The sequence below is a fragment of the Mesobacillus thioparans genome, from assembly GCF_965138835.1.
In the GTDB taxonomy this organism is placed as follows: domain Bacteria; phylum Bacillota; class Bacilli; order Bacillales; family Cytobacillaceae; genus Mesobacillus; species Mesobacillus thioparans.
This window is the reverse complement of record NZ_CBCSFH010000011.1, coordinates 25,413-42,162: the sequence shown is the minus strand read 5'-3', so window position 1 is coordinate 42,162 and position 16,750 is coordinate 25,413. Positions and strand designations below refer to the sequence as shown.

The window sequence follows — 16,750 nt, the reverse complement described above, 5'->3', positions numbered from 1 at the left end:
GGATATGAGGGAAGTTGTCTATGTGGTATCCGACTCAGTCGGGGAAACAGCAGAATTTGTAGTTAAAGCAGTGGCAACACAGTTTAACGGCGGGCAGGTTGATATAAAAAGGAATTCATATGTTGAAGATGAGGAAGACATAGAGGACATCCTTATGATGGCCCGGCAAGGACAGTCCATCATCGCGTATACAATTGTTGTACCTGCCCTGAAAGCCTATCTGGACCTGAGGGCAAAGGAGGAAGGGATTCACGCAGTTGACCTGTTGAATCCACTTATGAACGCCTTTGAAAAGAAATTCAACAAAGAACCGAACCACCGCCCCGGGATGATGAGGAAATTGGATGATGAATATTTCCGCAAGATCGAAGCCATCGAATTTGCCGTTAAGTACGATGATGGTCGGGATCCGCGCGGGATTTTAAGGGCAGACATTGTTCTGGTCGGTGTTTCCCGAACATCGAAAACTCCATTGTCAATGTATCTGGCCCACAAGCGCTACAAAGTTGCAAATGTACCGATTGTGCCGGAGGTCAAACCGCCGGATGAATTGTTCCAGATTCCCAGAAGCAAATGTGTAGGCCTGATCATTTCACCAGATAAGCTGAATGAAATCAGGACGGAAAGGCTGAAGGCGCTTGGTCTTGGATCCAGGGCGAATTATGCCAGCTACGAGCGAATTCTCGAGGAACTGGATTATGCTGAAAAAATCATGAAACGTGTTGGCTGCCCGGTCATCAATGTTTCCAATAAGGCTATAGAAGAAACTGCAGGACTGATACTTGATATTCTAAAAAGTGAGAGGAGTTAAGCGAATGTCTAAATTTGTGTATCTTTTTAATGAAGGAAACAGCGGAATGAAAGAAATACTGGGTGGGAAGGGTGCAAACCTGGCGGAAATGACACGTATTGGTCTTCCGGTACCTTTCGGATTCACGATTTCGACAGAAGCGTGCAACTCTTATTATGAAGCGGGAAAGACCATCCCTGCAGAAGTCCAGGCACAGGTGCTCGTAGCTCTTGGAGAACTTGAAGAGAAAACAGGCAAGAAGCTTGGGAATCCAGAGAATCCACTGCTAGTCTCTGTACGCTCCGGAGCCGTATTCTCAATGCCGGGGATGATGGATACAATCCTGAACCTGGGCATGAATGACGAGACAGTTGAAGGAATGGCGAAGCTTACAAACAACCCGCGGTTTGCGTACGATTCCTACCGTCGTTTCATTCAGATGTTCAGTGATGTCGTCCTCGATGTTGACGTGTTCTTCTTTGAACGATTACTGGAAGAAACAAGGGAAGCGAAAGGCTATAATTCAGACCCTGAGATGACGGCAGACGACTGGAAGGAAGTCATCGAAGGATATAAGAATATCGTGACAAAACATACGAGGAAGCCGTTCCCGCAGGATCCAAAGGAGCAGCTATTCCTATCGATCAACGCAGTTTTTGATTCCTGGAACAATCAACGAGCGATCGTTTACCGCCGTTTGAATAAAATTCCATCACACTTAGGCACAGCGGTAAATATCCAGAGCATGGTTTTCGGGAATATGGGAGACGATTCAGGAACTGGAGTTGCTTTCACGAGGGACCCATCCACAGGCGAAAGCATTCTTTATGGAGAATACCTGATCAACGCACAGGGAGAAGATGTGGTGGCAGGCATTCGGACTCCTCAGCCTATCCAGACGTTGAAAGATGAAATGCCTGCTGTTTTTCAGCAATTCGTTGACACTTGCAACCGGCTTGAACAGCATTACGAAGACATGCAGGATATCGAATTTACTGTTGAACGCGGTGAGCTTTTCATCCTTCAGACACGTACAGGGAAACGTACCGCGCAGGCGGCGATCCGAATTGCTACAGAGCTTGTAAAAGAAGGAATCATTGATAAAAAATCTGCCCTGCTCCGTGTGGATCCTGAGCAGCTTGACCAGCTTCTTCACCGCAGGATTGATGAGAATTATGAACGCAACCAGCTGGCTAAAGGCCTTCCTGCGTCACCAGGTGCCGCCACAGGCAAGATTGTTTTTGATGCAGATGAAGCGGAGCTGCTGGCAAATGATGGCCAAAAGGTCATCCTTGTCCGTCCGGAAACGACTCCAGATGATATTCATGGGATCATTTCAGCCCAGGCTGTCGTAACAAGCCGCGGCGGGATGACTAGTCACGCCGCAGTAGTAGCGCGGGGAATGGGAAAAGCATGCATTTGCGGATGCGAAGCGATGAAAATTGATTTACACGAAAAACAGTTCCGGGTTGGCGAAGTTGTCGTGAACCATGGGGATATCATCACCATTGATGGGGGAACTGGTGAAATCATGCTCGGCGAAATCCCGATGATTGAACCTGAGCTGTCTGCGGAGTTCCAATTATTACTGTCATGGGCAGACGAGGAGCGTAAAATTGGCGTCCGCGCGAATGCAGATAACCCTGAGGATTCCGCAAAAGCACTTGAATTTGGAGCGGGCGGCATTGGTCTTTGCCGTACGGAGCATATGTTCATGGACGCTGCAAGGGTACCGATTGTCCAGAAGATGATCCTTGCAGAAACATTTGAAGAGCGGAACGCAGCTTTGGATGAACTCCTGCCGATGCAGCAAGGAGATTTTGAAGGGATTCTGGAAGTGATGCAGGGACTGCCTGTGACGATTCGCTTGCTTGATCCTCCATTGCATGAGTTCCTTCCTGATAAAGAAGAACTATTAGTGGAGATTACAAAACTGCAAATTCTAGACCCCAAATCAAAGGAGCTTAAGGAAAAGGAAGCATTGCTGAAGAAGGTGCGCCAGCTGGATGAGTTCAACCCTATGCTTGGACACCGTGGCTGCCGTCTTGGTATGATCCATCCTGAAATATATGAAATGCAAGCAAGAGCGATTTTTTATGCGGTGGCAAATTTAGCTGATAAGGGAATCGAGGCAAAACCAGAAATCATGATTCCATTAGTTGGGCATGTGAATGAACTGAAAGAAATGCGTGAACTAATTAATGCAGCGGCACTTAGCATAAAAGAAGAAACAGGCAAGGAATTTGAATATACGGTGGGAACGATGATTGAAATCCCGCGTGCAGCCCTTACTGCTGATCAGATTGCTGAGGAAGCAGACTTCTTCTCATTTGGCACGAATGACCTGACCCAGACGACTTTCGGGTACAGCCGTGATGATGCAGAGGGCAAATTCCTCCAGGCATATATCGAGCAAAAAGTACTTCCGGAAAACCCATTTGCCGTTCTTGACCGCGAAGGAGTAGGTAAATTGGTGGAGACAGGTGTAGAACTTGGACGCAAGACAAAGCCAGGCCTGAAGACTGGTATTTGCGGGGAGCATGGTGGCGAGAAGAGTTCAATTGAATTCTGCTATAATGCCGGACTTGACTATGTCAGCTGCTCTCCTTACCGGGTTCCGCTGGCGAGACTTGCAGCCGCACAGGCAACAATCCGCCACGAAATAAATAACGAAAAAGAAGCTGTAGCAGCAAAATAATGTTCAATGGGAGCGTGTTTCAAGATTACGCTCCTTTATTACTTATAGCTGACTGACGATAAAAACGGGCAAATTAAGCTCTCCAGTTACATTTATTGAAAGCTTTATATCTTATTAATAGGTAACTGATGGAAAAAAGGGTATACTAGATAATATGTAATTCCTCGGGTCTTCTGGTGTTTCGACTTACCATGAGAAGGCGTGAGACCAAACCAGAGAGGATGAGGAAGATGTTAATCAAACTATATCAGGCAAAAGCTGGAGATGGCAGCAAAAAGAAGGGACTTAGGAGAACAAAATCCTATTTTTCGACACCAGAGGATGCCTTATCAGAGGCTTTTGCATTAAAGGAAAAAATGGATTCTAGATATGAAAATGAAATCGAATGGGACTATCAAGGCGATTTAACAGGTACTCCTGAAAAAATGAAGATCCTCCGTGGATATTTAAATGGTAATCGGGAGAGTACAGCGTTTTACCTGGAAATTCTAAGTATGGATAATAATGATGGGATAAAAGCTGTATCGCCATATAAACCAAAGTCTGTTACGAAGGACGATAAAAAGATTTCCACTAAGGTCATGAAAAAGTTAAAGGTTAAGAATGCATAGCAACACCCATTCCTCTGATTTTTAGAGTATAGGAAATGGAAGGGACGCACATTCCAATTGTGCGGCCTTTTATTTATATTTAGGCAATCTTGAGGAGATCAGATATGAAACAAATTGAAACAATCTATCAGCAAGCAGTTGAAAATACAAAAACCAAGATCATGGAAGACATCGAGAAATTCCTTGGCGAACATGACCGTCTTCCAGACTTGGAAGAGTACCTTAAAGCAAGAGATACATACATCAGCCAGATTTGGCTGAATGTCTGGCTGACAAAATCGACGAATGACTTTTCCAAGCGGGATAAAAAGGAATTTTTAAGTGAGCGGGATTACACTGTTGAAGGTGTGGACCGTAAACTCATCAATAAACTTTTCAGGAATGAAATAAGAAGTTACCAACCTTTTGATTCGAAAAAATGGATTGCTTCTGCCATCAGTGAAGACAATTGGCCTGATTTGTACCAGCAAGCAAGAAAGAAGTTCCTGAAGAAAAAGCAAGAAGAACGTTTGCTTGAGAAGAAGGCAATGATCAAGGAAAAGATCGATCAACAGGCCCATACCGTTTTAAATGATTTCCAGGAGCTTGCCTATTTGAAAATCAGGCTTAATATGGCAATCGAGCTTAAAAGGATTTTCGAGACAGAACCGAAATATGAAGATATAGATACCTATATGCTCGAAGAAAAATTGACGGTCATTGGTTCGTTCAATCCAGAAGACTACAAGACAATGGCTGATTTCTTCGATGAGCTGATGGGGCAAATTCACCAGACATCACACTGGGGAAGGTTTTATTTTGAATATGAAACCTACCAGTATCATTTTGAAAAAGCGGTACTGGACTATTTTTCTTCCATTGCTTCAGAGAAGGTACTGGAAAGTGTTGATCAAGAATTAATCAGATCATATGAAGAAGTATTCGCTGATCGATTATCTATTCCTGAAACCAGAAGAATCATCAGCGATTTGACTGAATTTTATATCGATGGTTTCATGTATAAACTCCAGGAAGAATACATCGGTGATTTACTGCGGTTACATGATATTCCTTTTGATATTCATATCCACCAGGAAATTTATGAAAAGGACCTTGCAGACCGAGCTCGCAGGAAAGCTGAAGAACAAGCAGAGCTTGAAAGGAAAAGAGAAGAAGAAGCCCGCAAGCTGGAGGAAATCTTCGGCAGGGAATATAATCCTTCATTGAGGCAAAATGTAAGATATTTTCTGCATATCGGTGAAACCAATACCGGCAAAACCCACCATGCACTCGAGCGGATGAAGGAAGCGAACAGCGGACTTTATCTCGCGCCTCTGCGCTTGCTGGCACTTGAGGTATACGAAAAATTGAATGCTGATGGTATCCTGTGCTCATTAAAAACAGGGGAAGAAGAAAAACCAGTGGCAGGAGCGAACCATATTTCCTGCACAGTCGAAATGTTCCATGAAAAAGACTTTTACCATGTAGTCGTCATTGATGAATCCCAGATGATCGCAGATAAGGATCGTGGTTTCTCCTGGTTCAAAGCAATCACAAAAGCGAACGCGGAGGAGGTCCACATCATCGGCAGCAAAAATATCAAAGAGATGATGTTGGACCTTCTCGATGGTGGAGTAGAGGAAATATATGAATACAGCCGTGAAATCCCACTCCAGGTTGAAAACAAGGAATTCAGCCTTAAGGATACCAAGAAAGGCGATGCGCTTGTTTGTTTTTCGCGGAAACAGGTCCTGGAAAACGCAGCAAAATTGCAAAACAGCGGCCGACAAGTCAGCATGATTTATGGCAGCATGCCCCCCGAAACGCGGAAGAAGCAGATAGACCGCTTCATCAATGGAGAAACAAGTGTTGTCGTAGCTACGGATGCTATTGGCATGGGATTGAATTTGCCGATCAGGAGAATCGTATTCCTCGAAAATGAAAAGTTCGATGGAACAAGGAGAAGGAGGCTGACTTCCCAGGAAGTTAAGCAAATTGCCGGCCGTGCAGGTAGAAAAGGAATTTACAATGTCGGCAGGGTAGCCTTTACTTCGGAAATCGGGATAATGTCAAAGTTGCTTGAAAAAGAAGATAAACTCGTAGAGACATTTTCAATCGCACCTACTTCAGCCATTTTTGAAAGGTTCCAAAGGTACCATCGAACATTGGCATCTTTCTTCGAATTATGGGACAAATTCGAAAGTCCAAAGGGTACAAACAAAGCTTCTTTATCTGAAGAAAGGGAGCTTTATGAATATGTCAGGGACACTGAAATTGAAGCAAGGCTGCAGATGATGGAGCTATACGGTTTCCTTCACCTTCCTTTTTCATCGAGAGAACCAGCGCTTATCGAACAGTGGCTGGAAACGATCAAGGCAATTGTTGCCGATGACGAGCTCCCTGAACCCCCTGTGAAAACTGCCAGCCTTGAAGAGCTCGAACTTTCTTATAAAGCAATCGGACTCCATCTCTTGTTTTTATATAAACTAGGAAGGAAAACGGAGGCTGTATATTGGGAAAGGATCCGTACAGAGTTGAGCGACGAAGTACATGAATTCTTAAAGTCAGAAGTGAAGAATTACAAAAAGAAATGCAGACATTGCGGGAAAGGAATACATGCAGATTCTCCATACCAAATATGTGATGCATGCCATACTGCAAAATACAGAAAACGCAGTGCACCAAAGGACCGGTGGAGATGATTTTTTATCTGCAGGGCTTATTAGCTTAAGCCCTGCTTCTTGAAAAACGACAGTAATATATAACGGAACAACAGCCATATGATAAAAGAAGGAAAAATAAAAAAGGTGTGATCAAATGGCTGTCCACGTAGTGAAAACAGGAGAAAACCTCTGGTCCATTTCCAAATTGTATGGTATAACGATTCAAAATATTGTGGAAGTTAATGGTCTTCTGTCCGCAAGCTTAATCGTTCCTGGTCTTGCCTTATACATCCCAGACCTGCAACCAATCATCAGGTTTTATAAGGTTAAAGCGGGGGACACATTGTGGAAACTTTCACAACAATTCAAGACAAGTATTAACAATATACTAAATGCCAATCCGGGACTCGATCCCAACAATTTATATATTGGCCAGAATATCAACATACCTTCGCCTGTCAAACCACAGTTCTCTACCTTGGGGTTTATCGTCCCAGGTTCTTCTCCAACATTTCTTGCCGATTTAGAAGAAATCGCCCCCAACCTTACTTACCTGGCTGTTTCAGCATTTTCCTTTACTGAAGAAGGGTATGCGTATGTCATCGGCGATGATGTTCCAATCGTCCGTAAAAGCCTGGAACTGGATATCATTCCGTTATTAATGGTTCAAAATACGACAGCCGCAGGGTTCAGCAAAGAACTAGCAGGCAGAGTCCTGTCAACACCGGCATATCGAAGGAACCTGGTGGCGAGCCTCGTGAACCTTGCGCTGCAAAGGGGCTATGGAGGAATCAGTGTTGATCTGGAATTTATTCCGCCTCTTCAGAGAGAGGATTTCAACACATTCCTTCGGGAGCTAAAAACAGCGATGGGGAGTCTTATTTTACATGTGAATGTCCATGCCAAGACTCAAGATATACCCTCCAATCCTATCATAGGAGCTTATGATTATAAGACTATTGGGGAGATTGCCGATATCGTTGCTGTTATGACGATCGATTATGGTTATCCGGGAGGTCCGCCGGATCCGGTCTCTCCGCTTTGGTGGATTGCCCTTGTAGTCAGGTATTCATTGACACTGATGCCGCGAGAGAAATTACAAATCGGACTTCCGCTATATGGTCATGACAAAATAGTGTCGACTGACCGTTTTCGTGCTCTATCCGTGCTGGATGCACAAAACCTTGCCATATCAACAGGTTCTGTCATTCAATTTGATACAGCCGCACAATCACCCTGGTTCAGGTACTGGAAAGGGACCGAGGAACACATCGTCTGGTTTGAAGATATCCGCAGCTATACCGAGAAATACAGACTGATAGATTTATATCAATTGAATGGAGCAACATACTGGCAATTGAGCTTTCGCTCCCCGCAGAACTGGGCCTATCTTGATAAGGTAGATATAGTTTAGGAAGTGTTGAATGGCAGGTTGTTATTGAAAAATTGCTGTAGCGGCTTTTTATTTTAAGTGGATGGAAGTTCAGACCAAACACCGAGTTGTCACGAGGATTTAGTATGAAGCAGGTGCAGGTTCGGACAAAACATCGGCAGATCATGAAGAAANTGTCCGAAGTAGGCGCAAGTTCGGACAAAATGCCGGCGGATCATGAAGGAAATGTCAGAAGTCGGTGCAGGTTCGGACAAAACATCGGAAGATCATGAAAGAATTGTCCGAAGTAGATGNNGGTTCGGACAAAACATCGGCAAATCGTGAAGAAAAAGTCCGAAGTNGGTGCAGGTTCGGACAAAACACCGGCAGATCATGAAGNAAATGTCCAAACTATCCATGTACCTGGTTTTAATGAGCCAGGTGCTTTTTTTATTAATAGGGTGATTGTCCTGGGTTTTGGGGTATTAATAAGTAAATATTATTAATTGGAGGGCCTTATCATGAATAATTTTCTTAAAAGTGGATTTTTACTTGGGCTAGGAGCCGCGGTAGCTGGGAAGGAAAAGCTGGATGAATCCTTCATGAAGCTGGTCGAAAAAGGGAATATGACACAGGCAGAGGCAGATACGATGTTTGATGAGTTTTTTAATAAAGGGGAAAACAAAAGTGAAGAATGGAATGATGAATTCAAAAAGATGGCAAGGAGCCAGATGAGCGAATGGGGATTTGTCACAAAAGAAGAATTAGATGTTATCCAGGCACAGCTTGAGTCATTGAAGGAAGAAGTATCTGTGCTTCGTAAAAACAACCTTAATACAGAATTCGACCAGGCGGAGAATGGGATGGAGAATGTCCCACCTGGTTTCTCAAAAGATAATGAATAGCAGCAGGTGATGGAATGTTGACGGACCGTTTGAGACGTTTAAATAGATACAAGGAGATTGCCTCCTTATTTGTGAAGTATGGATTTGGCTATGTTTTGCAGGAAGTCGGCCTTTTTCATGTACTGTCATTAAAAGATCGGATAACAGCAGAAGTGAAGGATGGAAACACACAGGAAATAGGTTATCGCATCCGCTGTATGCTCGAGGAATTGGGCCCGGCTTTCATAAAGCTTGGCCAGCTTCTCAGCATCAGGAGCGACCTGCTTCCAGATGAGGTTGTAAAGGAGCTGGAATTGCTCCAGGATCAGGTGCCACCTGTCCCGGTAGAAGAAATCAAGGAAAAAATCCAGCAAGAATTTGGCAAACCTGTCACTGAAGTCTTTCAATTTTTTAATGAGGAATACTTAGCGGCAGCTTCAATTGGACAGGTTCATGAAGCAGTTCTTTACAATGGGGAATCAGTCATGGTCAAAGTCCAGCGTCCGGGGATTAGGCAGACTGTCCTTACTGACCTGGAGATTTTAAGGGATTTCGCAAAACTAATCGAACAGCGATACGACTGGGCGCAATATTATAACATTACCGATATGGTTGAGGAACTGTCTGAATCCATCAGAAGGGAACTGGATTATTCTGAAGAAGCACGTAATACAGATATGGTTCAGCTGCAATTTGAGGATTGTGAAGACATTAAAGTTCCGGTTATCTTCCATGATTACTCCACGCCCGAAGTACTCACCATGGAAAAGATTGAAGGAATCAAGCTGAATGAGTTAAATGCAACGGCTGCTGGGAAAGAAGAGAAACGAAAAATTGCGGATTTATTGGTAAGTGCATTCATAACTCAAATTCTTAAAGAAGGATTTTTTCATGGGGACCCTCATCCGGGTAATATCCTCTATGTCCCTGAAAAAAAACAGCTGGTATTCATTGATTTTGGGCAGGTAGGACGCCTTTCGGCAAGTATGAGATACCATTCCGCCTCCATGATGATGGGGATTATGCAGCAGGACACCCATCGAATCGTCAAGGCGATTTTCCGGATGGCATATGTTCCATCCGATATAGATGAACAGCATTTTTATGACCATGTGGATAGCATCAGGAAAACGGTTGAACTATCATCAAAAAATGGCTTGAGTTTAGGGTTGACGGTGAAGGAGCTGTTTACTGCAGCGCAGGAACACCGGGTTATCCTCCCGAAGGAAATGACGATGATGGGGAAAGCCCTGATCACGATAGAAGGGATCATCTCTGAACTGGATCCGACATTGGATATGATCGAGATTGCCAAACCTTATGGAGAACAATTGATGAGGGAACGCTATGATCCGATTAGGATGGGGAAAAGACTATGGAATCAGGCGGAAGACCTGACAGATACATTTGTTAATATCCCGAAACAAGTGGAAAATGTCTTGGACCAGGCATCCAAAGGCGACTTGAAGTTTGAAATCAGCCTTTCTGAAATCAATCGGATCCTCAATAAGTTCGACAGGATCAGCAACCAGGTTTCTTTTAGCCTGACGCTGCTTGCCTTCAGTATTGTTGTCCTCGGTCTGATAGTTGGGGCCACTTTCGGGAATAATACAATATTGACAAGCGTACCTGCCATTGAAATCGGGTTTTTCATAGCGTTCGGCATGTTTTTATTGATTATCTATTCTATTATAAAATCGGGAAGATTTTGATGAGATTTAGGCAATGTTCATATCATTGCCTTTTTCTGTGGAAGGAAGAAATTTGCGTGAAGATTCGGAGGAATTAAGTATGCCTTGCAGAACAACAGATGAATTGAATGAACTCGTTCAGAAAGCAAAATATTATACGTTTGGCGGAAAGGTTGCGGATTATATTCCTGCGCTGGCAAAAGCCAATCCGGAAGAACTGTCGGTCGCCATTTTTCACGAGGATGGTACTTGTGTATCTGCCGGTGACATCCAGCAAAAGCTCACATTACAAAGTGTTTCGAAAGTCCTTACACTTGCCCTCGCATTAATGGATTATGGTGAAGAAGCTGTTTTTGATAAAGTGGGCTATGAACCAACAGGCGACCCATTCAATTCAATCGTCAAGCTGGAATTCAGTCCATCGAAACCGCTGAATCCGATGATCAATGCAGGAGCACTTGCGGTGACAAATATGATAAAAGGAAAAGATGCGGATGACAGGTTCAACCGTATTCTTACCTTTATCCAGGATCTTGCCGGCAATTCCTCGATCGGATATTCACAAGAAGTTGCCGAATCTGAATATAGAACTTCTGATTTGAACAGGGCTTTATCTTATTTTTTGAAGCAGCATGGAGTCATCGAGGAGGACGTTGAAGAACTGTTGATGGTGTATACCAAGCAATGTGCAATTGAAATGGATTGTCTGGACCTTGCCCGCATTGGCTGTGTCTTTGCAATGGATGGCTTGGAGCCAGTCACGAACCGGCGGCTGATTCCTGCTCATGTGGCACGCCTATGCAAAACCTTCATGGTCACATGTGGAATGTATAATGCTTCCGGGGAGTTTGCAGTCAGGGTGGGCATTCCTGCAAAGAGCGGGGTTTCGGGTGGAATCATGGGCTCTGTTCCAAACCGGTTTGGAATTGGCATCCTGGGGCCGGCACTTGATGAAAAGGGTAATAGTATTGGCGGGATCAAGCTACTGGAAATGATGTCTGCCAAATATAATATGAGTATGTTCTAAAAGAATCGAATTTTGACAGGGTTCAGATGAATAAAAACAAAAGTGAAGGACGCGTACATAAGTACCGTCCTTTCTTTTTTAGCCCCCAAATGCATCAAGGATGTCTTCAACTTCCTTCATATCGAGCAATTTAGCTGCGTCAGTTTGCTCTTTCGCAGCCCTTGTTTTTATAGATGGCTGCATGGAAAAAGAGCCATTTTCAAGTAGCGAACGAATGTCAGCGAGCTGCTGGAGGATTTCAGCAGATCCGCCATTCAACAAAGGCTTGGGTGCAAGGTAATGATGGAGGGCAGACAGGACGAGATGGCTCAAAGAACTGTTTTTCGCATGGTATTCAATTTGTTCGACTACCTTTGGTGATATTGAATAAGATTCGCCGGTTTTGACGTCAATATATCGATCAGGGACTGTTATCGCAACTTTATTAACATAATCCGTATAGGTGTTTGACATACCGATCACCCTTCAATGGGAATTAGTTCCTCGGTATTCTCATGTTGTTTTTTGATTTGATTCATCTTGGCTAAAATCATGAGTCCGAAGACATTCAGTTTTTCCAGGTTCTCAGGAAAAGTCAGTTCAATCGGACGCCCCTTATCAGCCCATCTTACCGCTGCTTCCTGTATTTGTTTTTGGGCAAGCTTTGCTGCGCCGCCAACGGCAATGTAGCGGGACGCACCCTTGATTTCGCTGGAACTGCTCCTCGCACGGTCAAAATGTTCAAGGTATTTGATTGCCATGATTCTCAGTTGCGGAATCACGTATTTGCTGATATCTTTCCTGACACCTGCAAAAGGTTCGACATACCACTCTGATTGCCCTGCAGAAAGTTTTTCCTCGAGTTCTGACCTGGAATCGAAGGTATAGAGTTCATTCTTGCTTACCTTCTTAATGATCGTATCAAGGAACAAATTAATGCCAAAATGGTCACCTTCAACAGACGCTACAGGCTTGCTGTTTTTGATGCCGACAAAGTCCACGGAATCACCCCCAAGATCACCAATGATGACTCCTTTCCTGGAATCCTTCACGAGACCGTCGTCTTTAATGGCAAGTGAGTCAATGTCCCGTATTAAACCTAGATATGCACATGCTCCTTCTGCCCCGACAATCACATCCTTGATCTCAAGCTTGATAACCAGCTCTTTAGGTTCGGAAATGCCGGGTACCTTATGAAGGGCGATGGTATGGCTGCCAATCAAACGCTGCTTTAGTAATTCCTTTTTCTCCTTATATTGTGTCGTCGGAAGTGACACAGCTAATTGATCGACGCAGTAGCTTATTTCAATGTCCTCCGGGTTTAAAATGGAAGCATGATAGGCGGCAGCGGCGAATAGAAGGATATAGGTCCGGTCTTCAACAGCTTTTTGATTGTTGCTCGAAGTTAAGCTCACATTCCTTTGTCTTGCGGCTGCCTTTCCTGCATAAAAGATTTCCCTTTTGTTTGTGACCGCCGGGCTCTTTATCTCTACGATCAAATTTTCTTCGAGGTCTATATCCTCCTCGTCATAGGGCTTCTCATAAAACTCATCATCATATAGCGCGATTGCGTTCGGCATTTGGTATTCGCTCAGCTGCCCGTGATCAGAGGCCAGAACCTTATACCAGCTGTTGCCTATGTCGACTGCAAGATAATTATAATTGTTCATTTCATCCTCCTCCTTTTGAATCCTATGCAAAAGGTATGTTCCATTGTGCAAGTACCCATATGAAATAGAAGTTGGAAGAAATAAAGAAAAAGCCAGATAAAACCTAAAAAATCCGCGTTTGCTCTGATTGATTCATCTAGTCCAAAAAATCTAGGAGGAATAGGATAAATTGTATAAGAAATTTAAAAGGAGGAACAAAAATGACTAATGACCATAAAGGTAAGCATGGATGTGTGAATGTAAATCAATCTGCATCCAGGAACGAATGTACCAACGTACCTACACCGGGTTTGGGGCCGTCTGCCAATATTCCCGTAACTCTAGCGGATATTACAGTATCTGACCATCTGGTTGCCAACATCCATTTTCCGGATCCAGTCTTGGAAATCAAAGATATCAAGAAAAGAGTGAAAATCGTACAGTGCAGGCTTCTTATAGGCCCTACCTCAGACCCAGCAACAGGAATTCCATTATTCATCAAAGGGTTCATTCGCAAAAATATTCAGTACGCAACGCCATGCCCGCATACAAAAAGTGACTGTGTAGCGTCCGAAATGCGATCTCTTACTGTTGACGTACCGTTTGAGTGTGTAACGGTTATCACTGATTTCCTGACTGACCCAGTACTTCCGGTTGTCAATACTCGTTCAGAATTCGATTTCTTCAGGGCACAGAACCTGGGACATGGATTCCCGGAAAAGGATCAGTTGCTATCCAGCGACTTATCACAATTCCATCAAGTGAGTACTCAAAACTACAATCAGATTCCATTCTGTGAACTGGTATCCAGCAGCATAGTTCAATGGGATGAAGCTATCGACCGTGAACCTTTAACACCACATCATGCACCATTTGAAGAAGGCACCTTCCATAATATTGTGGAAAAAACATTCCTTCAATTCCGTGTCAGAGTTTTTCAGAACCAGCAATTTCCCTTGACTTAAAAGGCCATGATAATGGTAATGCTAATTACCATTAACCATTCATAAGCAACAAAATGGCGAAGGCAATTGTCTTTGCCATTTTTCATGCACTCTTCTATACATATTCAGAACCTGGTCATGCTGCTCTTCTCACTGTTGTATAAAAAGAATTAAAAAATTTTTTACTCCTGATTCTGGCCAGTACATCGCTATAAAAATAAATGGTTTTAAAAGTTCCGGCCACTTTTTTAACTGACACAAGGGGGGCATACGCCTAGACCCCAAAAATCAGGGTGCATAGGATAGAACATCTTCACTCTAAGGAGTTTTAAGGAGGAGCCATGTATGTTTGAATTAGATAAAAATAAGAAGCCCGATTATGAGTGTAAGCCTTCAAAAGACCATTTTGAATGCACACCAAAGCATCATCATCCACATGTAAGTTTAGGAAAGGTCGTTACGAAAGTTCCTGTCGTCCTTGCGGAGCTAACGCTGCACGTAAATCTGGATACATTCATCAATTTTCCAGAACCAGTGCTTGAGATTAAGGACATAAAAAAGAGGATAAAATTGACTCAATGCAGATTACTGTTGCCGACAAATAAGCTATTTATAAAGGGATTTGTAAGGAAGAACATCCAATATGCCAGCCCTAGCCAGGAGATTCAAGCTTCATCATCATCATCCGTAGCTTCAGATTTGCATTCCTATACAGTCGATATCCCGTTCCAGGTAGTAACAGAGATAAAGGATTTCCTTTCAAGGCCGGTAATGCCTCAGGTGAATAACCGAAAGGAATTTGACTTCTTCGTATCAAAGCCGTTATCAACAGGGTTTCCGGAAAAAGATGAATTGTTGACTAGCGACCTGAGCCAATTCCACCAGGAAAGTTCACAGCACTATAATGAACTGCCTTTCTGTGAATTAGTTTCCAGCCAAATTATTGAATGGGATGAGGCAATTGACCGTAAACCGCTTCCGACATCTTCACCGATCGACGAAGGCTATTTCCAAACGATTGAAGAAAAAATGGTTATCGATTTCACAGTACGCGTTCTTCAAAACCAGCAAATCCGGGTATCTTCAGCAACTAATGATCCAGATTGCTATGATGAATCAGAATAAATAGCAGTATAAGACGGGGTATTATACTAGGCACTTAATAGTATATGCCCCTTTATCTTTATACAGGAAGGAGGCAAGGGATAGGTTGCAATAGAAGCAGAACCATCCAGTAAAGATGGATAACACAAATAGAACATTTAATGATAGGAATCTTTTCAATGGAAGTATGCGAAGCCATTCAGTCGGACGCAATGGACGCTCGAAAATCCAGAATGATAGAGATCTTGATAGTACAAATAAGAGCAGAACCAGCAAGAAAGAAAAGGGTTCCGGAATACCATTGATTCTGACTCCACCTAAGATTAAAAGTGTAGAAGAAAAAATGATACTAAAGATTGAAGAAATTAAAGACGAACCAAGTGATACTTCATTGCTAATTGCTTCCGAGGCAGATCCTTTGGAAATGGAAGAATTCCTGGAAAGCTTTGAAGAAGAGAACAATGATGTAATATTAGAGGAATCAAGCGGTTACCAGAAAGAAGAGGAATCAAGCGGTTACCAGAAAGAAGAGGAATCGAGCGGTTATCAGGTTGAAGAGGAATCTTCCAATCAACCGATTGGGATCGAAAAGTCTCTAGAAGATGCGCATTTTGACCTTGACTTCCAGGAATTGAAGGAATTCGATGAGAAGTCTTCCTCACAGCCTATCAAATTAGCAAGTGCTGCTTACCGTGGAATAAATAAAACCTATGAAAGCACAAAGGTGAGGCTTCCCTTACAGCTGGCAAATGTAGAACTCGAAATAGACATTTTTGATACATTTAATCTTACAAGGCCTATCTCGTCTGTATCTAATGTTGAGTGTTCTCTGCATTCAATTGAAGCAGAAGTATTACTGCCAACTGCTAACTTATTTACGAAAGGAATACTACTTTTGACAATGGATTATGTTAATACTGACGATTTGGGAACTATGCACTCACTCAAAATTCACATCCCATGGAAAAAAATCAGTCAGGTAAAATGGCTTCATAAGCCAGAACTTTCATCCAAAAACAGCAAAGAATATATGTTCACTTCCCCACTTGGCATGGAAGAAGGATTCACACGTGAGTATAAAGAGAGTTTAGTGGAAAAAGTGAACTTTAGTCTTACGGATCTGCACTGTGTATGGAATGAACAATTCATTGATCAAGATAAAGTTTTATTTCAGGGAACTGCACGGATGAAGATTGACCTTTTCCAGAAACAATGTCTGGATTTGCAAAAGCTGCTTTCACAATAAATTGATAGAGGGTGCCTCCATCGAGACACCCCTTCCTGTCTACTATCCTTTATGTCACCACATTAAATATAACATCCCGACCTGATTTTTGGATGCTGGACCAATTGGCGCCT

Annotated in this window: 13 protein-coding genes; 11 read left to right on the top strand and 2 right to left on the bottom strand. The window is 43.1% G+C overall.

All coding sequences use genetic code 11. The annotated features are described in order from the left end of the window. Positions 1-4: 4 nt before the first annotated feature. The 8 genes from ACNAZ4_RS16970 (at position 5) to glsA (ending at position 11,715) form a co-directional block, all read left to right on the top strand. Positions 5-811 (top strand): pyruvate, water dikinase regulatory protein, encoded by an 807-nt coding sequence (locus ACNAZ4_RS16970; RefSeq protein WP_415816486.1) that lies wholly within the window; start codon positions 5-7, stop codon positions 809-811. Between the two features lie 4 nt (positions 812-815). Beyond that, positions 816-3,488, top strand: a complete 2,673-nt coding sequence (gene ppdK, locus ACNAZ4_RS16965) for a pyruvate, phosphate dikinase (RefSeq protein ID WP_415816247.1) — start codon at positions 816-818, stop codon at positions 3,486-3,488. 230 nt (positions 3,489-3,718) lie between these two features. Beyond that, on the top strand, positions 3,719-4,099 hold the full coding sequence (locus tag ACNAZ4_RS16960) for a hypothetical protein (RefSeq protein ID WP_415816245.1): 381 nt from the start codon (positions 3,719-3,721) through the stop codon (positions 4,097-4,099). A 104-nt stretch (positions 4,100-4,203) separates the two neighbouring features. Then, positions 4,204-6,780 carry a DEAD/DEAH box helicase gene (locus tag ACNAZ4_RS16955; RefSeq protein ID WP_415816243.1) on the top strand — a complete coding sequence of 859 codons (2,577 nt, stop codon included), beginning with the start codon at positions 4,204-4,206 and terminating at the stop codon, positions 6,778-6,780. 115 nt (positions 6,781-6,895) lie between these two features. Next, a complete protein-coding gene (locus ACNAZ4_RS16950; RefSeq protein ID WP_415816241.1) occupies positions 6,896-8,155 on the top strand; it encodes a LysM peptidoglycan-binding domain-containing protein in 1,260 nt (419 codons plus the stop codon). A gap of 479 nt (positions 8,156-8,634) precedes the next feature. Continuing rightward, complete coding sequence (locus tag ACNAZ4_RS16945) at positions 8,635-9,018, top strand: phasin family protein (protein ID WP_415816239.1); 384 nt, start codon at positions 8,635-8,637, stop codon at positions 9,016-9,018. A 14-nt stretch (positions 9,019-9,032) separates the two neighbouring features. After that, complete coding sequence (locus ACNAZ4_RS16940) at positions 9,033-10,709, top strand: ABC1 kinase family protein (protein ID WP_415816237.1); 1,677 nt, start codon at positions 9,033-9,035, stop codon at positions 10,707-10,709. Positions 10,710-10,788: 79 nt separating this feature from the next. Beyond that, positions 10,789-11,715, top strand: a complete 927-nt coding sequence (gene glsA / locus ACNAZ4_RS16935; RefSeq protein WP_415816235.1) for a glutaminase A — start codon at positions 10,789-10,791, stop codon at positions 11,713-11,715. Positions 11,716-11,793: 78 nt separating this feature from the next. Here the strand turns inward: glsA and ACNAZ4_RS16930 are convergent, their stop codons facing one another. Next, positions 11,794-12,168, bottom strand: coding sequence for a hypothetical protein (locus ACNAZ4_RS16930; protein WP_415816233.1), 375 nt, complete (start codon positions 12,166-12,168; stop codon positions 11,794-11,796). A 5-nt stretch (positions 12,169-12,173) separates the two neighbouring features. Beyond that, a complete protein-coding gene (locus tag ACNAZ4_RS16925) occupies positions 12,174-13,364 on the bottom strand; it encodes a ParM/StbA family protein (RefSeq protein ID WP_415816231.1) in 1,191 nt (396 codons plus the stop codon). 200 nt (positions 13,365-13,564) lie between these two features. On the opposite strand from ACNAZ4_RS16925, the gene ACNAZ4_RS16920 reads away from it, so the two are divergent. The 3 genes from ACNAZ4_RS16920 (at position 13,565) to ACNAZ4_RS16910 (ending at position 16,637) form a co-directional block, all read left to right on the top strand. Further along, a complete protein-coding gene (locus ACNAZ4_RS16920) occupies positions 13,565-14,308 on the top strand; it encodes a CsxC family protein (RefSeq protein WP_415816229.1) in 744 nt (247 codons plus the stop codon). A 324-nt stretch (positions 14,309-14,632) separates the two neighbouring features. Next, positions 14,633-15,412: a CsxC family protein gene (locus tag ACNAZ4_RS16915; protein ID WP_415816228.1), complete on the top strand. Its 780-nt coding sequence runs from the start codon at positions 14,633-14,635 to the stop codon at positions 15,410-15,412. A 166-nt stretch (positions 15,413-15,578) separates the two neighbouring features. Beyond that, positions 15,579-16,637 (top strand): hypothetical protein, encoded by a 1,059-nt coding sequence (locus ACNAZ4_RS16910; protein WP_415816227.1) that lies wholly within the window; start codon positions 15,579-15,581, stop codon positions 16,635-16,637. Positions 16,638-16,750 lie beyond the last annotated feature (113 nt).

Coding starts and splice junctions, on each gene's coding strand:
- ACNAZ4_RS16970 (WP_415816486.1), top strand. CDS start 5: ATGAGGGAAGTTGTCTATGTGGTATCCGACTCAGTCGGGGAAACAGCA.
- ppdK (WP_415816247.1), top strand. CDS start 816: ATGTCTAAATTTGTGTATCTTTTTAATGAAGGAAACAGCGGAATGAAA.
- ACNAZ4_RS16960 (WP_415816245.1), top strand. CDS start 3,719: ATGTTAATCAAACTATATCAGGCAAAAGCTGGAGATGGCAGCAAAAAG.
- ACNAZ4_RS16955 (WP_415816243.1), top strand. CDS start 4,204: ATGAAACAAATTGAAACAATCTATCAGCAAGCAGTTGAAAATACAAAA.
- ACNAZ4_RS16950 (WP_415816241.1), top strand. CDS start 6,896: ATGGCTGTCCACGTAGTGAAAACAGGAGAAAACCTCTGGTCCATTTCC.
- ACNAZ4_RS16945 (WP_415816239.1), top strand. CDS start 8,635: ATGAATAATTTTCTTAAAAGTGGATTTTTACTTGGGCTAGGAGCCGCG.
- ACNAZ4_RS16940 (WP_415816237.1), top strand. CDS start 9,033: ATGTTGACGGACCGTTTGAGACGTTTAAATAGATACAAGGAGATTGCC.
- glsA (WP_415816235.1), top strand. CDS start 10,789: ATGCCTTGCAGAACAACAGATGAATTGAATGAACTCGTTCAGAAAGCA.
- ACNAZ4_RS16930 (WP_415816233.1), bottom strand. CDS start 12,168: ATGTCAAACACCTATACGGATTATGTTAATAAAGTTGCGATAACAGTC.
- ACNAZ4_RS16925 (WP_415816231.1), bottom strand. CDS start 13,364: ATGAACAATTATAATTATCTTGCAGTCGACATAGGCAACAGCTGGTAT.
- ACNAZ4_RS16920 (WP_415816229.1), top strand. CDS start 13,565: ATGACTAATGACCATAAAGGTAAGCATGGATGTGTGAATGTAAATCAA.
- ACNAZ4_RS16915 (WP_415816228.1), top strand. CDS start 14,633: ATGTTTGAATTAGATAAAAATAAGAAGCCCGATTATGAGTGTAAGCCT.
- ACNAZ4_RS16910 (WP_415816227.1), top strand. CDS start 15,579: ATGCGAAGCCATTCAGTCGGACGCAATGGACGCTCGAAAATCCAGAAT.